Source organism: Microbulbifer harenosus (assembly GCF_005771435.1).
GTDB lineage: Bacteria > Pseudomonadota > Gammaproteobacteria > Pseudomonadales > Cellvibrionaceae > Microbulbifer > Microbulbifer harenosus.
Window position 1 is genome coordinate 267,215 of the sequence record NZ_VANI01000002.1, and the last position, 16,622, is coordinate 283,836.

Here is a 16,622-nt window from a genome sequence, read left to right on the forward strand (position 1 = left end):
CGCAGTGCAGAATGGCGTCAGCCGTCTCGGGTGTCGCCACCCGCTTCCCGAGTGACCGGCCTGTCGAGCTTCACCAGTTTGAAGCCGGTATAGCCGTACAGCACGCTGAGCGCCGGGCTCGCCACGTTGAACAGGCAGAACGGCAGATACAGCAGCGTGGGTACGCCGAGAACTGCCGCCATAAACGCGCCGCAGGAATTCCATGGCACCAGCGGTGAAGTGACGGTGCCGCAATCGGCCGCCAGCCGCGACAGGTTCTGCGGGGCCAGGCCGCGCTTCTCAAACTCTGCGCGAAAGATACGCGTCGGCAACACCAGGGCGATGTACTGATCTCCGGCCACCACATTGAGGCCGAAAGCGCTGGCGAATACTGTAAGGAAGAGACCGCCAATGGATTTCGCGCGGTAGATCAGCGGGTTGATCAGTTGCTTGATCAGACCGAACTCATCCAGCAGCGCACCAAAGGTCACCGCACCCATAATCAGCCACAAGGTGTGCAGCATACTCGACATACCGCCGCGGGACAGCAGCTGGTCCACATCCGCGACACCCGATGCCATATGAAACCCGTTTGCCATCGCCTGCCAGATCGCCTTCACTGCGCCACCGATACCGAGAACATCCTCACCGGCAAATCCGGCATACACCGTCGGTTGCAGGAAGGCGCCGAGAATGCCGGCAAATATCGCCGACAACAGCAGCGAAAGGGACGCGGGAAATTTGCGGACCGACATGATGACCAGCAACAACAGCGGCAACAGATTCAGAGCGGTGATGTGGTAGATACCGTTTAGGGATTTCAGCTCCACCGCCTGCTGTAATTCGCTCTGCCCCTCAATGTCGACGCGGCCGAGGCCGAGCAGCGCAAATATCACCGCGGCAAACAGAAATGCGGGCACCGAGGTCCAGGCCTGATTGCGGATGTGGGTGTAGACGTCCACCTTGACCATTTGCGAAGAAAGAATCGTGGTCTCCGACAGCGGCGACAGTTTGTCGCCGAGGTAAGCGCCCGAGATAACCGCACCGGCGGTAATCGCGGTGGAGACTTCCAGCATGGTGGCGATGCCCACCAGCCCCACACCGATGGTGCCGGCGGTAGTCCAGGAACTGCCGATGGACATGGCGATAACACCGCAGATCACCGCGCTCGCCACGTAATACCAAGTGGGGGACAGCGCCTGGATGCCGTAGTAGACCAGTGTGGGGATGGTGCCGGAAAGATTCCATGTGCCGATCAGTGCGCCCACGGCGAGCAGAATGAAGATGGCACTGGTAATCGACGCCAGCGCGCCCTGGCCGGCTTTCTGCACCGAGCTCCACGAGTGACCATTCTTCAGGGCAATGAGGGCGGCGACCATGCAGCAGACAATTAGCGCGGTCTGGATTGGGCCGTCCAGTGCCTGCATACCGAACAGAGCCAGCGAGCTGCCAATCAGCAGCGCCAGCGTCACCAGCGGAATCAGTGCATCGAGGAGGGACGGTGTGCGGATGTGTTTGTGTTCACCTGGCATGGCCATAGTGAGAAATTCTCTCGCGCGCGGGGCAGCTCGGCGGACGCCCCGCGCAGTTTTATCGCAATGGGAGTATCAGAAATCAACGGGATCGCGCGCAATCGGGCAGGTCATGCAGTGGCCTCCGCCACGGCCGCGTCCAAGTTCAGCGCCGACGATGGTAATCACCTCGACGCCCTCTTTGCGCAGCTGTGTATTGGTGTAGGTGTTGCGGTCGTAGGCAAACACCACCCCGGGTTTCGCCGCGACAAGATTGTTGCCGCTGTCCCACTGCTGCCGTTCGGCGGCGTAGTGGTCGCCACCGGTTTCCACCACGCGAATTTTCTTCAGGTGCAATGCCTTCGCCACCACTTCCACAAACGGCTTGTTTTCCAGAGTGATATGCAGGTCTTGAGCCTGGTCTTTCGGCCGCAGCACCAGGGTGTGTACCTGATTCATGATCTCCGGGTAAAGCGTGACCAGGTCGCGGTCGGCGAAGGTAAACACCGTGTCCAGATGCATCGCCGAGCGCAGCTTCGGCATCGCCGCCACGATTACCTGTTCTGCCGCGCCCTTTTCAAACAGCGCCGCAGCCAGCTGCGAGATGCCCTGGCGCGAGGTGCGCTCGCTCATACCGATCAGCACAATGCCGTTGCCCACCGGCATCACATCGCCGCCTTCCACGGTGGCGAGCCCGAAATTTGTGTCCGGGTCGCCCCACCAGACTTCAAATTTCTCTTTGGTAAACATTGGGTGAAACTTGTAGATCGCGGTGGTGAGAAAAGTCTCTTCCTTGCGCGCCGGCCAGTACAGCGGGTTCAGGGTGACACCGCCGTATAGCCAGCAGGTGGTGTCGCGGGTGTAGAGTGTGTTGGGCAGCGGCGGCAGTAGGTACTCGGTCGCGCCGTGGGCTTCACGGGCGAGTTCCATGAAATCGGATTTAGAGAACGCATCCGGCAGGTCGATCACCGACAGACCGCCGATCAGGAATTCCGCCAGCTCGCGCGGCTCAAGACTTTCGAGGTAGGCGCGGGTGTCTTCCATCATGCCGATACCGACGTTATTCACGGTGATCTTGCGGTCCAGCAACCACTTGCGCGCTTCCGGAATGGCGACGGTCTCGGCGAGCAGGTTGTGCATCTCCACCACGTCAATGCCAACGTCACGCATCTTGGTCATGAAGTCGAAGTGATCGCGTTTGGCATTTTGCACCCACAGGACATCGTCAAATAAAAGGTCGTCGCAATTGGTCGGAGTAAGACGGGTGTGCGCCAGGCTCGGTGCGCAGACCATGACCTTGCGCAGTTGGCCGACTTCGGAATAAACGCCGAGAGTGGCGGCGGACTTGGATTTGGACTTGGATTCGGACTTGGAGCTAGCCATGAAAAAACTCTCTCTAGAGAACGATGGCACCAGTAATAAGCGAGTAAATACCGATGACGGCGCCGACAATGATGGCGGCGAACAGAATGAGTTCCTTACCGTTAAAAGTGCGCAGGTTCAGCTCCCGGCGCGCGAGAATGAACAGTAGCGTGCCTGGTGCAAACAGAATGCAGGCCAGCAGCACATGTTCCAACCCACCGGCGAGAATCATGAAAAACGTATACAGAGTGGCGATGATACCGACGATCAGTTCGCGGTTGCGCAGACGGGCGGGATCAGATTCGTATGTCTCGCGGGTGAATGCGAGCTTGAGTCCGTAACCGGCCACCAGCAAGTACGGAATCAGTGTCATCGAACTGGTCAGTTCCAGCGTCAGATCAAACGCGTACTGCGCAAAGATGGTCAGGATCAGAAAAATCTGCACCAGAATGTTGGTCAACCACAGTGCGGTAGATGGCACCCCGTTGCTGTTCTCACGCCCGAAGATCTTCGGTACCAGATCGTACTTGGATGCGGTGAACAGCGCTTCCGCACACAGCAGCGTCCAGGCCAGGTAGGCGCCCAGCACCGAGATGATTAAACCCGCGCTCACGAATACAGCACCCCAGGTACCAACCACCGCCTGCAGCACACCAGCCATGGACGGCTGACGGATGTCGGCGATCTCCGGTCGCAACAGCACACCATAGGGCAGTAAGGTAACCAGAATCATCAAACACAGCACACCGAGAAAACCCATTACCGTGGCCCAACCCACATCTGCGCGATTCTTGGCGTAACGAGAGAACACACTGGCGCCTTCCACACCGATAAATACGAACACCGTAACCAGCATGGTGCGGCGCACCTGACTCATCACGTCGGAGAGGTTGTAGTCACCGCCCCCCCAGAAATTTTCCACGAACAGATCTTTCTTGAACGCCATCGCCACAATGATGATGAACAGAATGATGGGAATGATCTTGGCAACGGTGACGATCTTGTTGATGGCCGCAGCCTGTTTGACACCGCGCAGGATCATAAAATGGATGGACCACAGAATGACGGAGGATATAGCCACCGCTGGAACGGTGTTGCCCTCGCCGAACATCGGAACAGCGGCACCGAGAGTGGATTTGATGAGTACGAAATAGGTTGTATTGCCGAGGCAACTGCCCGCCCAGAAGCCAAACGCGGCCATAAAGCCGATGTAATTGCCGAAGCCGTCTTTGGCGTAGGTAAAGATACCGGCATCGAGATCCGGTTTGCGCACCGCCAGGGTCTGGAATACGAACGCCAGCATCAGCATGCCGGTACCGGCAATACACCAGGCGATCAGTGCACCGAACGGACCCGTGGCATTGGCAAAGGTGGCGGGCAGCGAGAAAATACCGGCTCCAATCATGGAGCCGACCACCATGCCCATCATGGTCGTGCGTGTCAGATTCTGCGCGGATTCTGTACTCATTGAACTTGCGGCCATTAGATAGCTTTGTTCAGTGTAGCTACTGGCATAAAACTCGACTCCGGCTTCATCCAATGCAATTTGCTATCAAACGGACCTTTAATATAGCGGCTTAGTTACCTCTGGAATCAGCTGCGCGCACTTGGCGATGGCCTACCAGGGAAAAAAAGCTGTAGAGCCCCACCATCGAGATCGCGTAGGCAATCGCCGCACCGGTTGCTTCAAACCTCGGTACCAACACAATCAACAGGGCTATCTGCGCGAGTGCGGCGAGTGCGAGCGCGGGAAAAATGACACGACTCTGCTTCCGGTGCTTCAGGTAGATCGGGGCGACCCCCATAAGCACCGTGGCCGACGTAGTGACCGCGAGAATACGGAAGGCGGCGGTGCCCTCAGTAACGAAATCCGGCTGAAACAGTCCGAGAATTTCCCGGGTGAATATGAGTGCGATTAGCAGGAATAGTCCCAGCACCGGTAGCATCCACTGCAGCCGTTGCACCCGCAGGCGCCTGAGTGCGGTGTAGTCTCCCGTATCCAGAATAATCGAGAGCTCCCGCGCATAGACCCGGTTAGTGGCCGCTGCTAGCACCGCGGCGAGCCCGGCGGTAGACATGGCTGCAGCATAGGCACCTGTTGCTGCGGGCGAAGGTTGCAGCCAGTCGAGCAGAATAATGGCGATCTGTGCAATGACGACCATGGACAAGCGGTATAACCAGAAAGGCATCGCTTCGCGCTGCCAGGATAAGTTGGCCCTCTCCGGCTTGAGCGCGCCGCCCTCTGCCGGCCATGCTTTTTTAACCCAGTAGGTGGCGAGAGCGAGTCCAAAGCACCAGGAAATCAACCAGCAGAGGATACCCATGGCACCTGTTGCCTGCGGGGAGGCAACCAGTGCAATACAGACAAATGCCAAGGTGAGCACAGGCACAAAGAGATAGGTGACTGTCGTTGCGCGCACGCAGTCGCCGGTGGCGCTGATCACTGCGCACAGGTAGTAAGTCAGTGCGCCGAGAGGCAAGGCGAGCAGACTGTAATAGATGGCATTCAAAGCGTCGTCAGAGAATTCGCGTAATTCCCGAGCCCACAACAGCGTCAACGCGGCCACCACTATGGCGCCAATCATCAGGCGCGATAATGAGAAAAGAAAGTAGTGCGCCGCGTGTCCGTGATGCTGGCGAGAAAATTTGGCCGGCATTATTCGCAGGGCATACTTGTCCAGCCCTTGGGAAGTTATCGCCAGGATCAGATGAAAGACCGCTACCGCGACGACATAGTTTTCGAATTCGGTTACGGCCAAGTGGCGTGCCAGTATCAGATTGATCAGAAAGACAATGCCGTGACCGGTGAACGCGATGACCGCCAGCTTACCGACTTCCGTGAAATGTTCGCGTCTGGAGACGATCAACATCGTGGCTGCGAAATACCTGCTGTTTTAGGTGTGCGCGTGAATGGGGGATTGCGTGTATCCCGTGCAAAGTTTAGTTCGGCGCATCGAGAACGCGCCGGACATTGTTGATCACGCTGGAGCGGCTTCTCCAAGTCACTAATTCGCTTAACAGCGGCTTTTGGCACTTGATTAGTCTCATTCGGCGGTTTGGTGAAGGGTGCCATCTATAGTTTGAATATGTGTCGTAGTCCAATTGGCTGTGTGTTTTAGCTGATGTTGAAAGCCCTGTTCCCCACGCCGGTCGTTGCGGCGCTCATTTTGCTGTGTGTGAGTGCCTGCGGAGACAAAGGTGAAGACACGCCGGCTCCCAAGCCGCCGCCGGTCGAAGTGCTGGCGGTGCGTGCGCATCAGGTGGTTCCCCGCTATGAGTATGTGGGGCGCGTTGAAGCCACTGATGAGTTCAAGGTGCGGCCTCGGGTTGAGGGGTATATCGAGAGCCGCAATTTTATTGAGGGGCAGATGGTTCAGCAGGGGGAGTTGCTGTATGTCATCGACCCCAGGCCGTTTGTGGTTGCGCTGGAAAACCAGCGGGCCAACCTTACCCAGGCCCAGTCCGCGCTGGTCATCGCCGAACGCAATTTCCGCCGCGGTAGAGAACTGGTGCGCACGGGTGCTATCAGTAAGGTTCAGATGGATGAGCTCACCGGCAACTATGAAGCGGCGCAGTCCCAGGTAGAGGCCATGCAGGCTAATGTCGACGCAGCGGAGCTTAATCTCAGCTTCACCCAGATCCGCGCGCCGCTTACCGGTATCATCGGCCGCAGCCAGTTTACCGATGGCTCACTGGTGGGCCCAAACTCCGATCCATTGACGTCGATCGTGCGTATGGACCCGATCTTCGTCAATTTCGAAGTACCGGAACACCGCCTGTTTGTGGTCCAGGAAGAGGCGGAGCGACGTCGCCAGCAGGGACTGGCGCCGGAGCGGCGGGAAGTACGCATAAAACAGCCCAATGGGGTGCTCTATCCACATCCTGGCGTGATTGTATTTGTCGACAACCAGATCGACCCGACGACTGGCTCGGCGCTTGTGCGTGCGCGCTTCCCGAATCCTGAGCAGTTATTGGTACAGGGGCAGTTTGTGCGGGTGGAGATCAGCGTGTTTTCCGGCAAGGAATCCATCAAGCCCCTGATCCCCCAGGCCGCCGTGCAGGAAGACATGCAGGGGCGGTTCGTCTATGTGGTGGATGACAATAACATCGCGCACAAACGCTACCTGGAACTGGGGCAGCGGGAGGGGGAACTGTGGGCGGTGGATAAGGGGATGAAGCCCGGTGAGCGGCTGATCGTGAATGGCCTGCAACGGGTGAATGCCGGCGAGGCCGTGACGCCGCAGAATACTGCATTGAACCCCTACAAGGGGCTGAAGACGATAACACCTCCGCAGACCACCAGCCCGGTAATGCAGCTGCGTGAAGGGGACGTGCCCGAAAAGGAGCGCGCCAGATCCGGCGCCGCCGACACCGATCCGACACGGGACAGGGAGCCGGATGCGTATCTCGATGGCAAATAATCCACAGCAGTATTCGCCATTGTGCAAGGCCGGTAAACGATGATCAGCGCCACGTTCATCCGCCGGCCGCGCTTTGCGCTGGTGATCTCCATTCTCATCTCACTGGCAGGCGTACTGACACTGCCACAGCTACCCATTGCGCAGTTTCCCGATATCAGCCCGCCAACGGTAAGGGTGAGCGCTTCTTTTCCCGGCGCCAGTGCTGAGGTGATGCGCGACAGTGTGGCGATTCCCATCGAGTCACAGGTCAACGGCGTGGAAGGCATGCAATACATGTCGTCTACGAGCAGCAGTGATGGCACCTACAGCCTCACCGTCACCTTTGACAGCGGCTACGACGGCGATATCGCCCAGGTCAATGTGCAGAACCGCGTGCAGCAGGCAACCCCGAGCCTGCCGGAGGAAGTGACGCGCAGCGGTGTAACCGTAGAGAAACGCTCCAATACCATTCTGCTGGTGGTGAACCTGCTCTCCCCGGAAAATGAATTCGATACCCTGTTTCTCGCCAACTATGGAGAGATCTTCATCCGCGACGAGCTGGCACGTCTCGACGGGGTCAGCGACGTGCAGATTCTCGGCGCACAGGATTATTCCATGCGTCTTTGGCTCAACCCCGACCAAATGGCCGCGCTGGATGTGACCGCCAATGATGTGATTGCGGCGGTGCGGGCGCAGAACCTGCAAGTGGCCGCGGGCAGTATCGGCGCGCCGCCGATTCAGAAGGATCAGCAGTTTCAGTACAGCATCATCGCGCGCGGACGCCTTGAGAGCGCGGAAGAATTCTCTAACATCAGCATCCGCTCCAAGCCTGACGGCGCTATCGTGCGCCTGAGGGATATCGCGCGCGTTGAACTCGGCAGCCTGAGTTACAGTGCGTTTGGGGAACTGGATAACAAGCCTTCGGCGGTGATTGCGGTATATCAGCTGCCGGATGCCAATGCATTGAACGTCGCCGACGCGGTGCGCGAAAAAATGGCGGAGCTTTCCAAGCGCTTCCCCGACGGCCTGAAATCGGAAATTCTCTACGACACCACCGATTTTGTGCGTGCCTCCATCGCGGAAGTGGTGGAAACACTGGTGATTGCTCTTTTGCTGGTTATCGTCGTGGTATTCGTATTCCTGCAGGATTGGCGCGCGACGCTGATTCCTGCGATTGCGATTCCGGTTTCCCTGGTCGGCACCTTTGCGGTGATGTATGCACTGGGTATGACGATCAACACGGTGACGCTGTTCGCGCTGATTCTCGCCATCGGTATCGTAGTGGACGACGCCATCATCGTGGTGGAAAACACCCAGCGTTTGCTGGGCGAAGGCATGCCGCCCAAAGAGGCGGCGATGGAGTCCATGCGCGAGGTGACCGGGCCGGTGATCGCCACCACCGCAGTGCTGTTTGCGGTTTTTGTACCCGTCATGCTGATGCCGGGACTGACTGGAAAAATGTATCAGCAGTTTGCGTTGACCATTTCGATTTCGGTGTTTATTTCCAGTATTAATGCATTAACTCTGAGTCCGGCACTCAGTGCGATTCTACTGCGGCCGACGCAGGGGGAAGGTGAGCATGGCGAAAAACTGACGGGCGTGTTCGGATTCTTCAACCGCTTTCTGCGCCGCGCTACCAATGGTTATGTTCGCATCGTGCGTTTTTGTGTGCGGCGTCCGCTGATTGGGCTGGCGACGATTGCTGGTATCGGCGCACTCTGTGTGTGGCTGTTTACGGTAGTGCCGACGGGATTTATTCCCGATGAGGACCAAGGCTTCTTTATGATGAATGTGCAACTGCCCGACGGCGCGTCCCTGCGCCGCACGGCGACAGTGGTGCAGGGGTTGAGTGACAATATCCGCGAACTCGATGGCGTGGCACATGTAATGGCGGTACCTGGCTTTAGCCTGTTGTCCGGCAGCGCCACATCCAATACCGCATTCATGATCGTAATATTGCTCCCATGGGAAGAGCGACCAACGCCGGCACTAAACCAATTCGCCATCCTCGCCAAGGTACAGCGGCTGGGTGCCGCGGTGCCAGAGGCAGAAGTACAGGCCTTTCCGGTGCCGGCGCTGCCCGGCCTCGGCACCATCGGCGGTTTTGAGTTTGTGCTGCAGGACCTGCAGGGGCGCGAGATTCAGGAACTCGCTGCGGTACTCTATGCACTTCTCGGGGAGGCCAACCAGCGCCCGGAAATTGCCCGGGCTTTCACCACCTATCAGGCCGCGACACCGCAGTTGCAACTGGAGGTGGATAAAGACAAGGCGCATATTCTGGGGTTGCAGCTGTCCGACGTGTATCTCACGTTGCAGACCTACCTCGGTGGTTTCTATATCAATGACTTTAACCGATTCGGCAAGATGTTCCGGGTCATGGCGCAGGCCGAAGCACAATTCCGTGATGACGAGCAGGATCTCAACGGCTTTTTCGTGCGCGCCAATAGTGGCAGTCTGGTGCCGGTTAGTTCTGTGGCGGAAGTGGTACCGAGCATAGGTCCGCAAACGGTGAATCGCTACAATCTTTACAACAGTATCAGCGTCAATGGGGTGCCCGCTCCCGGTTTTTCCAGCGGCGAAGCGATGCGCGCAATGGAAGAGTTGGGCGCACAATTGCCACAGGGCTACAGTTATGAGTGGACCGGGTCCAGCCTGGAAGAAATCAGCGCGGGTAATCTGGCGCCCATCCTGTTTTCGCTTGCGGTGCTGTTTGCTTATCTGTTTCTGGTGGCACAGTACGAGAGCTGGTCAATTCCGATTGCGGTACTGTTGGCGATTCCCGTCGCCATCGCCGGTGGTCTGCTGGCCTGCTGGTTGGTGGGGCATGACAGCAATCTCTATACCCAGATTGGCCTGGTACTGCTGATTGCGATGGCCGCCAAAACCGCAATCCTAATGGTGGAATTCGCCATGCTGCAGCGGGATCAGGGCAAGTCGGTGGAAGAATCTGCGCTCCAGGCCACCCGCCTGCGCTTTCGCGCGGTACTGATGACCGCTCTGGCCTTCGTGCTGGGTATATTTCCGCTGGTGATCGCCACCGGCGCCGGCGCAGCCAGCCGTGTGTCTCTTGGACTCGCGGTATTTGGCGGTATGCTTGCGGCGAGTATTTTTTCCACCTTTTTGGTGCCGATTTACTACGGACTCATGCAGGGACTGCGGGAAAAAGTGAAAGGTGGCCACACGCCGAAGGACACTGGCGGCGCGTCGCCACCGGAGGCCGGTACAAATCCGCGCTGAGGTTGTGATCGCTGCAGTGAACAATGCGGTCGGCCGGGGTATAGTGTTTCAGAACGCAGTGGCAGTAAACGATAGAGACAATGCTGGATATCATTGAACGCAAATTTTCGGCGGTAAAAGATGAACTGGCGGCGCGAGTGCCGAAAGGCCCGAATCTGCACGGCCACGCCGCGGTGCTGCTGGCACTGACCGACGAACCGGACCCGCAGGTCATTCTCACTTTGCGCTCGCAGCAGCTGTCGAGCCACTCCGGTGAAGTCTCCCTGCCCGGGGGGCGTTGGGACGAGACCGACCCCTCCCTTGAGTACACCGCGCTGCGCGAAACCCACGAGGAAATCGGTCTGCCCGCCGACCAGGTGCGCGTGCTGGGGCCGCTGTGGACGCGCAATACACGCTGGCAGGTGGCGGTGACACCCTGGCTAGGTATCGTCGCCGCGGACGCCGTGCTCACGCCAAACCCCGGCGAACTGGATGCAATCTTCCACGTACCCCTGTCATTCTTCATGGAGGACCCGCGTATCCGCACCGACCGCATCACCATCGACCAGACCCGCGTTTATCTGCCAGCCTACGAGTACGAGGGTTACGAAATCTGGGGATTTACCGCCGGGGTGCTCACGGAATTCCTGGTGCGAGTGCTGGATGTGCCCATCGGGCGCCGCGATGACGTACCAGTCAGGGCTTTGAGTTAATTTTCCGCCCATTCGTCTGATCGCCCTCTCGCTTGTAGGAGCCTGCTTGCAGGCGAATTCGCAAACAGCCGTCCCTGCAAGGCAGGCTCCTACAGGCAGTGAACTCCAGCTCCGGTATACTGCCCCCCAGTTTTACCGAGATAGCCCATGCCCAGACCTAAATCTGCCGTCGCCCTGGAAGAAGTCCACTGGAGCGCGCTCAAAACCCTGTTTCCCTACCTGCTCGAATTCAGGCGCCCGGTGCTGCTGGCGCTACTTTGTCTGGTAGGCGCCAAGGCCGCCAGTGTCGGCCTGCCGTTTCTGCTCAAGTACATTGTCGATGATCTGGACCAGGCCGGTGGCGCCGCCGCGGCCATTGCATTGCCCTTGGGACTGCTGCTCGCCTACGGCTTCGTGAGACTCTCTTCGGTACTGTTTGGCGAATTACGGGATACCATTTTCGGCCGCGTGACGGAGCGTGCGCAGCGCCGCGTCGGTCTCGAAGTCTTCCGGCACCTGCACAGGCTGGATCTGGATTATCACCTCAACCGCCGCACCGGGGGCCTGTCGCGGGATATTGAGCGCGGCAATTCTGGCATCGGCTTCCTGATGCGCTTCATGGTGTTCAACATCGTGCCCACTCTGGTGGAAATCCTGATGGTGGTGGGGCTGTTGTGGTGGAATTACAGCGCCGCGTTCGCGTTGCTGGTGCTGGGGGCAGTGAGTGCCTATATCGGGTTTTCCGTGGCGGCGACCGAATGGCGCACGCGCTATGTGCGGGCACTCAATCAGGCGGAATCCCAGAGTAGCAGCCGCGCGGTGGACAGCCTGCTTAATTACGAAACCGTGAAGTATTTCGGCAATGAATCACACGAGGCGGAACACTATGATCGTGAGCTGGCGGAATGGGAAAAAGCGCGGCGCAATAGCCGGCTTTCCCTGTTCGGCCTGAACGCTGGTCAGGCGGTGATCATCGCCGCTGCCATGTGCGGTGCCATGGTAATGGCCGCGGTAAACGTAACCAGAGGCACCATGACCATCGGTGACTTTGTGCTGATCAACGCGGTGATGATGCAGATATTTATCCCGCTCAACTTCCTCGGATTCGTGTACCGGGAAATGAAAGGCGCCCTCGCCAATATCGAAAAAATGTTTTCCATCCTCGACGTGAAGCCGGCAATCGAAGATGCCAGCGAGGCGGCCAGTCTCGCGGTGGCGCAGGGGGCCATCGAATTTCGCGATGTGCACTTCGGCTACAACGCCAACCGGGAAATCCTGCGCGGTGTGCGCTTCACCGTGGCGCCGAGACAGAAAGTTGCGATCGTCGGCGCCAGCGGTGCCGGCAAGTCGACTCTGTTCAAACTGCTGTTTCGCTTTTACGACGTTAACCAGGGCAGCATTCTGGTAGATGGCCAGGACATCCGCAATGTCAGCCAGGATTCCCTGCGCCGCGCCATCGGTGTGGTGCCTCAGGACACGGTGCTGTTCAACCAGTCCATTCTGGAAAATGTGCGCTACGGCCGTGTGAATGCCAGTGACGAAGACGTCATGGAAGCCATCCGCCATGCGCAGCTGGATACCTTCATCCAGCAACTCCCCGATGGTGTGAACACCATGGTGGGCGAGCGCGGTCTCAAGCTGTCCGGTGGCGAAAAGCAGCGCGTGGCCATCGCCCGCGCACTGCTCAAGCACCCACCGATCATGGTCTTCGACGAGGCCACCTCCAGCCTGGATAGCCACTCCGAGCAGGGCATCCTGCGCGCACTGCAGGAGATCTCCCGCGAGCAGACCACCCTGGTCATCGCCCACCGCCTGTCCACGGTGGTGGATGCGGACCAGATTCTGGTCATGGATCAGGGGCGAGTGGTGGAGCAGGGCAGTCACACCGAGCTGATAGCCGCCGGGGGGCACTACGCGTCTCTGTGGCGGATGCAGCAGCGCGAGCGTGCAATGGATGTGGAACCACTGGCGCAGTGATCATCACCGGTCCGGCTGGTAACGTGAATTGTTGTTCTATGGTGGATTCACGCCGCGCATTTTTCTTTCATCGCCCATAATTGCAGTCAAATATCCGGGCTGGATCGGGGTTGCACGGTGATTACTGGACATCACTCAGGGGCACATTTAATGTGGCGCGCAAGGTACCGGGCATTGCTCGTGGATTCCCGGGCCACGACCAAATAAAACAACAGGCAGGAATCGGAATGAAAACTGCAAACTTAATTGCTTCTTTTACCGCCTCCGCACTGGCACTCGCCATCGTTGCCGGCTGCTCTTCTGACGAAAAATCCACCGGCAAAGCGGGCGTCGGCGCGCCTGCGGAAAGCGCTGCAGCACAGTCAGCAACCGACACCGCGCCACCGGCCACCGGCCCCCAGGCGGGCGGTATCGCCAAGGGGGTGGACCCGTCGCGTTTCAATATCTACGCACCGGTGGAACTGAATGCGGATCTCTCTTCCCTGTCTGACAACCAGCGCCAGCTGATTGGTAAACTGATTGACGCCAGCAAAATTATGGACCAACTGTTCTGGCTGCAGTCGTACGGTCCGGCGCAGGAATTGCTGAGTGGTATTGACGACAGCGCAGCGCGCAAGTTCGCCGACATCAACTATGGCCCCTGGGATCGTCTGAACGACAACAAGCCGTTTATTGAAGGCTATAGCGACAAGCCACTGGGCGCCGAGTTCTACCCGGAAGACATGACCAAGCAGGAGTTTGAGGCGTGGAACCAGCCGGAAAAAAATGGTCAATACACCCTGGTACGCCGCGATGAAAATGGCAATCTGAAGCTGGTACCCTACCACGAGGCATACAAAGCCGAACTGGAAAAGGCCGCCACCCTGTTGCGCGAAGCATCGGACCTGGCCGAAGACGCCGAGTTCGCCAGCTACCTGAAACTCCGTGCCGATGCCCTGACCAGCGACCGGTTCCGCGACAGCGATATGGCGTGGATGGACATGAAGAACAACCGCATCGACGTGGTGATCGGCCCCATCGAAAACTATGAAGACCAGCTGTTCGCCTACCGCACCGCCTATGAATCCTACGTACTGCTGAAAGACATGGCGTGGAGTGAGAAACTCGCCAAGTTTGCTGCGTTTCTGCCGGAACTGCAGCGCGGCCTGCCGGTAGAGGACAAATACAAGGCTGAAACACCCGGAACCGATTCCGACCTCAACGCGTACGATGTGCTGTATTACGCGGGCCACAGTAACGCGGGTTCCAAAACCATCGCCATCAACCTGCCGAACGATGAAGAAGTGCAGCTGAAGAAGGGCACCCGCCGCCTGCAGCTGAAAAATGCCATGCGTGCCAAGTTCGACCAGATTCTTGTGCCCATCAGCGGCGTGTTGATTGCCGAAGACCAGCGCAAGCACATCACCTTCGATGCGTTCTTCGCCAATACCATGTTCCATGAGGTGGCTCACGGTCTCGGTATCAAGAAAACGGTCACCGACGGTGCCAATGTCCGTCAGGCACTGAAAGAGACCTCCTCCGCGCTGGAAGAGGGCAAGGCGGATATTCTCGGCCTGTACATGATTACCAAGCTGCATGAGAAAGGTGAGCTGGAGGAGGGCGAGTTGATGGACAACTACGTAACCTTCCTTGCCGGTATTTTCCGCAGCGTCCGCTTCGGCGCCGCTAGCGCACACGGAAAGGCGAATATGATGCGGTTCAACTTCTTCAAGAATGAAGGCGCTTTTACCCGCGATGAGGCCACAGGCCAGTACAGTGTCGACTTCGAAAAAATGCAGGCAGCCATGACCAAGCTTTCGAACCTGATTCTGACGGTACAGGGCGACGGTAATTATGCCAAAGCCAAGGAGCTACTGGACGGCATGGGCGTTATCAGCGCTGAACTGCAGGTCGATCTGAATCGCCTGGCGGAGGCCGATATTCCCGTGGACGTTACCTTTATTCAGGGTAAAGAAGTGCTCGGGATCAAATAACCCGCGCCGAGCTGTAGTTTCCAAGCAGTAAATAAGGCAGCTCTGAGACTAGGACCAGCGTTAAATCTGGTTTAAGTCCCAGGGCTGCTTTGTTATTTTCGGCAGCCGGTACATCCAATCGGCCGATGCCGGTCACCGCTGATCAAGTGGGCTGGTGGCGCCTTCTTTGTGTTTTCCCACTACGTGGGTATAGATCATGGTAGTGTTCACGTCGCTATGGCCTAGCAACTCCTGAATATCCCGAATACTGGTGCCGGTTGCGAGAAGATTTGTCGCAAATGAATGGCGGAACGTGTGACAACTGGCCGATTTCATGATTCCAGCCTTCTGGATCGCTTCGCGTACCGCACGACGTATCTGCTGCTCGCGCATGTGATGTCTGCGCACCACCTGGGTTACAGGACAGAAGGCACGACCCGCCGCGGGAAAAACATAGAGCCATTCGATACCGGGTTCTGGCATACGGGATGACCGGGCGCCCGGTACGTAAATAGTGCCAAATCCCTCCTCCCTATCGCGGTGATATAGCGCCGTAGCCAGATCTACCTGCACACTTAGCGAAGAAAACAATGACTTGGGCAGCAGTGTAATACGTGATTTGTCACCCTTGGATTCACGCACAATCAGCGACTGGTTGCCGAAGTCCAGGTCGCGCACCCGTAGCCGTGCCGCTTCCATAACTCGTAAACCGGACCCGTACATCAAAGACGCAGCAAGTCGCACAGGGCCTGACATTAATGACAGGACACGGACTGCCTCCTCATGACTGAATACTTCAGGCAGTTGCCTACCCTTCTTCGCACGACTGAATTGTAGCGGTTCCAAGTCCTGTTGCAAAAACTGACGGTATAGAAATACGAGCGCATTCAGCGCGGTTTTCTGTGTATTGGCTGACACGGCTCGATCACACACGAGATGTGAAAGCCACTGGTCGACATGCTTTGCCGCCAGGTTCTCAGGCCTCTGCATACCATGATATCGAATGAAATCATGAATCCATCGGCAATAGCTATCTTCGGTCCGGTAGGCCAACCGGCGCGCCCGCATAAACGCGCGCAGTCGATCCATAAAGCGCTCAGGTGATGCAGGAATAGGGCGAGGCAAGTATTCCATAAATGCTCTTATTGCTGGTTGTATATACAGTATTGTATATGTTTTGCAGATTTTGCCAATTACAAGTGATTACAGTGAACGATATCCAGAGAAGTAGGAGAAATGACCATATTCTCTTTATTAATCAGTGAGTTACTGATTTTGACGCAGTGGGGATAGTGGGCGGAATGACTGATTTTTCGAAAACGATGTGCCTGATGGATCGACCGAACTCTTGACGTACTGTGGGCTGAGGAGCATTCTCAACGCTTATTGTCAGAGAGATAGTGGGCAGGGCATTTGGATCACTTTGCCTACTAATTAACTGTTAAGCATTTGAACATGTCCAGTAACCTTAAAAAGACACTGTCAACTTTACTGCTGATTGTTGGAGTGGCCTCTGCTGGATTTACAACCTAT

The 16,622-nt window shown here is 57.4% G+C and carries 10 protein-coding genes; 5 read left to right on the plus strand and 5 right to left on the minus strand.

Features of this window, described 5'->3' with window-relative positions:
• Positions 1-17 precede the first annotated feature (17 nt).
• The 4 genes from nhaC to FDY93_RS02240 form a co-directional block, all read right to left on the minus strand.
• Positions 18-1,517 carry a Na+/H+ antiporter NhaC gene (gene nhaC / locus FDY93_RS02225; protein ID WP_138234106.1) on the minus strand — a complete coding sequence of 500 codons (1,500 nt, stop codon included), beginning with the start codon at positions 1,515-1,517 and terminating at the stop codon, positions 18-20.
• A gap of 69 nt (positions 1,518-1,586) precedes the next feature.
• Positions 1,587-2,873 (minus strand): arginine deiminase, encoded by a 1,287-nt coding sequence (gene arcA / locus FDY93_RS02230; protein WP_138234107.1) that lies wholly within the window; start codon positions 2,871-2,873, stop codon positions 1,587-1,589.
• Positions 2,874-2,886: 13 nt separating this feature from the next.
• Positions 2,887-4,320: a basic amino acid/polyamine antiporter gene (locus FDY93_RS02235; protein WP_138234108.1), complete on the minus strand. Its 1,434-nt coding sequence runs from the start codon at positions 4,318-4,320 to the stop codon at positions 2,887-2,889.
• Positions 4,321-4,429: 109 nt separating this feature from the next.
• A complete protein-coding gene (locus FDY93_RS02240; protein ID WP_138234109.1) occupies positions 4,430-5,722 on the minus strand; it encodes a lipopolysaccharide biosynthesis protein in 1,293 nt (430 codons plus the stop codon).
• A gap of 252 nt (positions 5,723-5,974) precedes the next feature.
• Here FDY93_RS02240 and FDY93_RS02245 point away from each other — a divergent pair, with 252 nt between their 5' ends.
• From FDY93_RS02245 to FDY93_RS02265, 5 genes are all read left to right on the plus strand, one after another.
• Positions 5,975-7,273 (plus strand): efflux RND transporter periplasmic adaptor subunit, encoded by a 1,299-nt coding sequence (locus tag FDY93_RS02245; RefSeq protein WP_138234110.1) that lies wholly within the window; start codon positions 5,975-5,977, stop codon positions 7,271-7,273.
• Positions 7,274-7,312: 39 nt separating this feature from the next.
• Positions 7,313-10,489, plus strand: a complete 3,177-nt coding sequence (locus FDY93_RS02250) for an efflux RND transporter permease subunit (RefSeq protein WP_138234111.1) — start codon at positions 7,313-7,315, stop codon at positions 10,487-10,489.
• 80 nt (positions 10,490-10,569) lie between these two features.
• The gene (locus tag FDY93_RS02255) at positions 10,570-11,181 is read left to right on the plus strand and encodes an NUDIX hydrolase (protein WP_138234112.1); all 612 of its coding nucleotides are present in this window, start codon (positions 10,570-10,572) and stop codon (positions 11,179-11,181) included.
• A 147-nt stretch (positions 11,182-11,328) separates the two neighbouring features.
• Complete coding sequence (locus FDY93_RS02260; protein WP_138234113.1) at positions 11,329-13,137, plus strand: ABCB family ABC transporter ATP-binding protein/permease; 1,809 nt, start codon at positions 11,329-11,331, stop codon at positions 13,135-13,137.
• A gap of 227 nt (positions 13,138-13,364) precedes the next feature.
• Entirely contained in the window at positions 13,365-15,110 is a 1,746-nt protein-coding gene (locus FDY93_RS02265; protein ID WP_220446080.1) for a dipeptidyl-peptidase 3 family protein, read from the plus strand.
• Positions 15,111-15,242: 132 nt separating this feature from the next.
• Here the strand turns inward: FDY93_RS02265 and FDY93_RS02270 are convergent, their stop codons facing one another.
• Positions 15,243-16,223: an integron integrase gene (locus tag FDY93_RS02270; protein WP_138234114.1), complete on the minus strand. Its 981-nt coding sequence runs from the start codon at positions 16,221-16,223 to the stop codon at positions 15,243-15,245.
• Between the last annotated feature and the right edge of the window lie 399 nt (positions 16,224-16,622).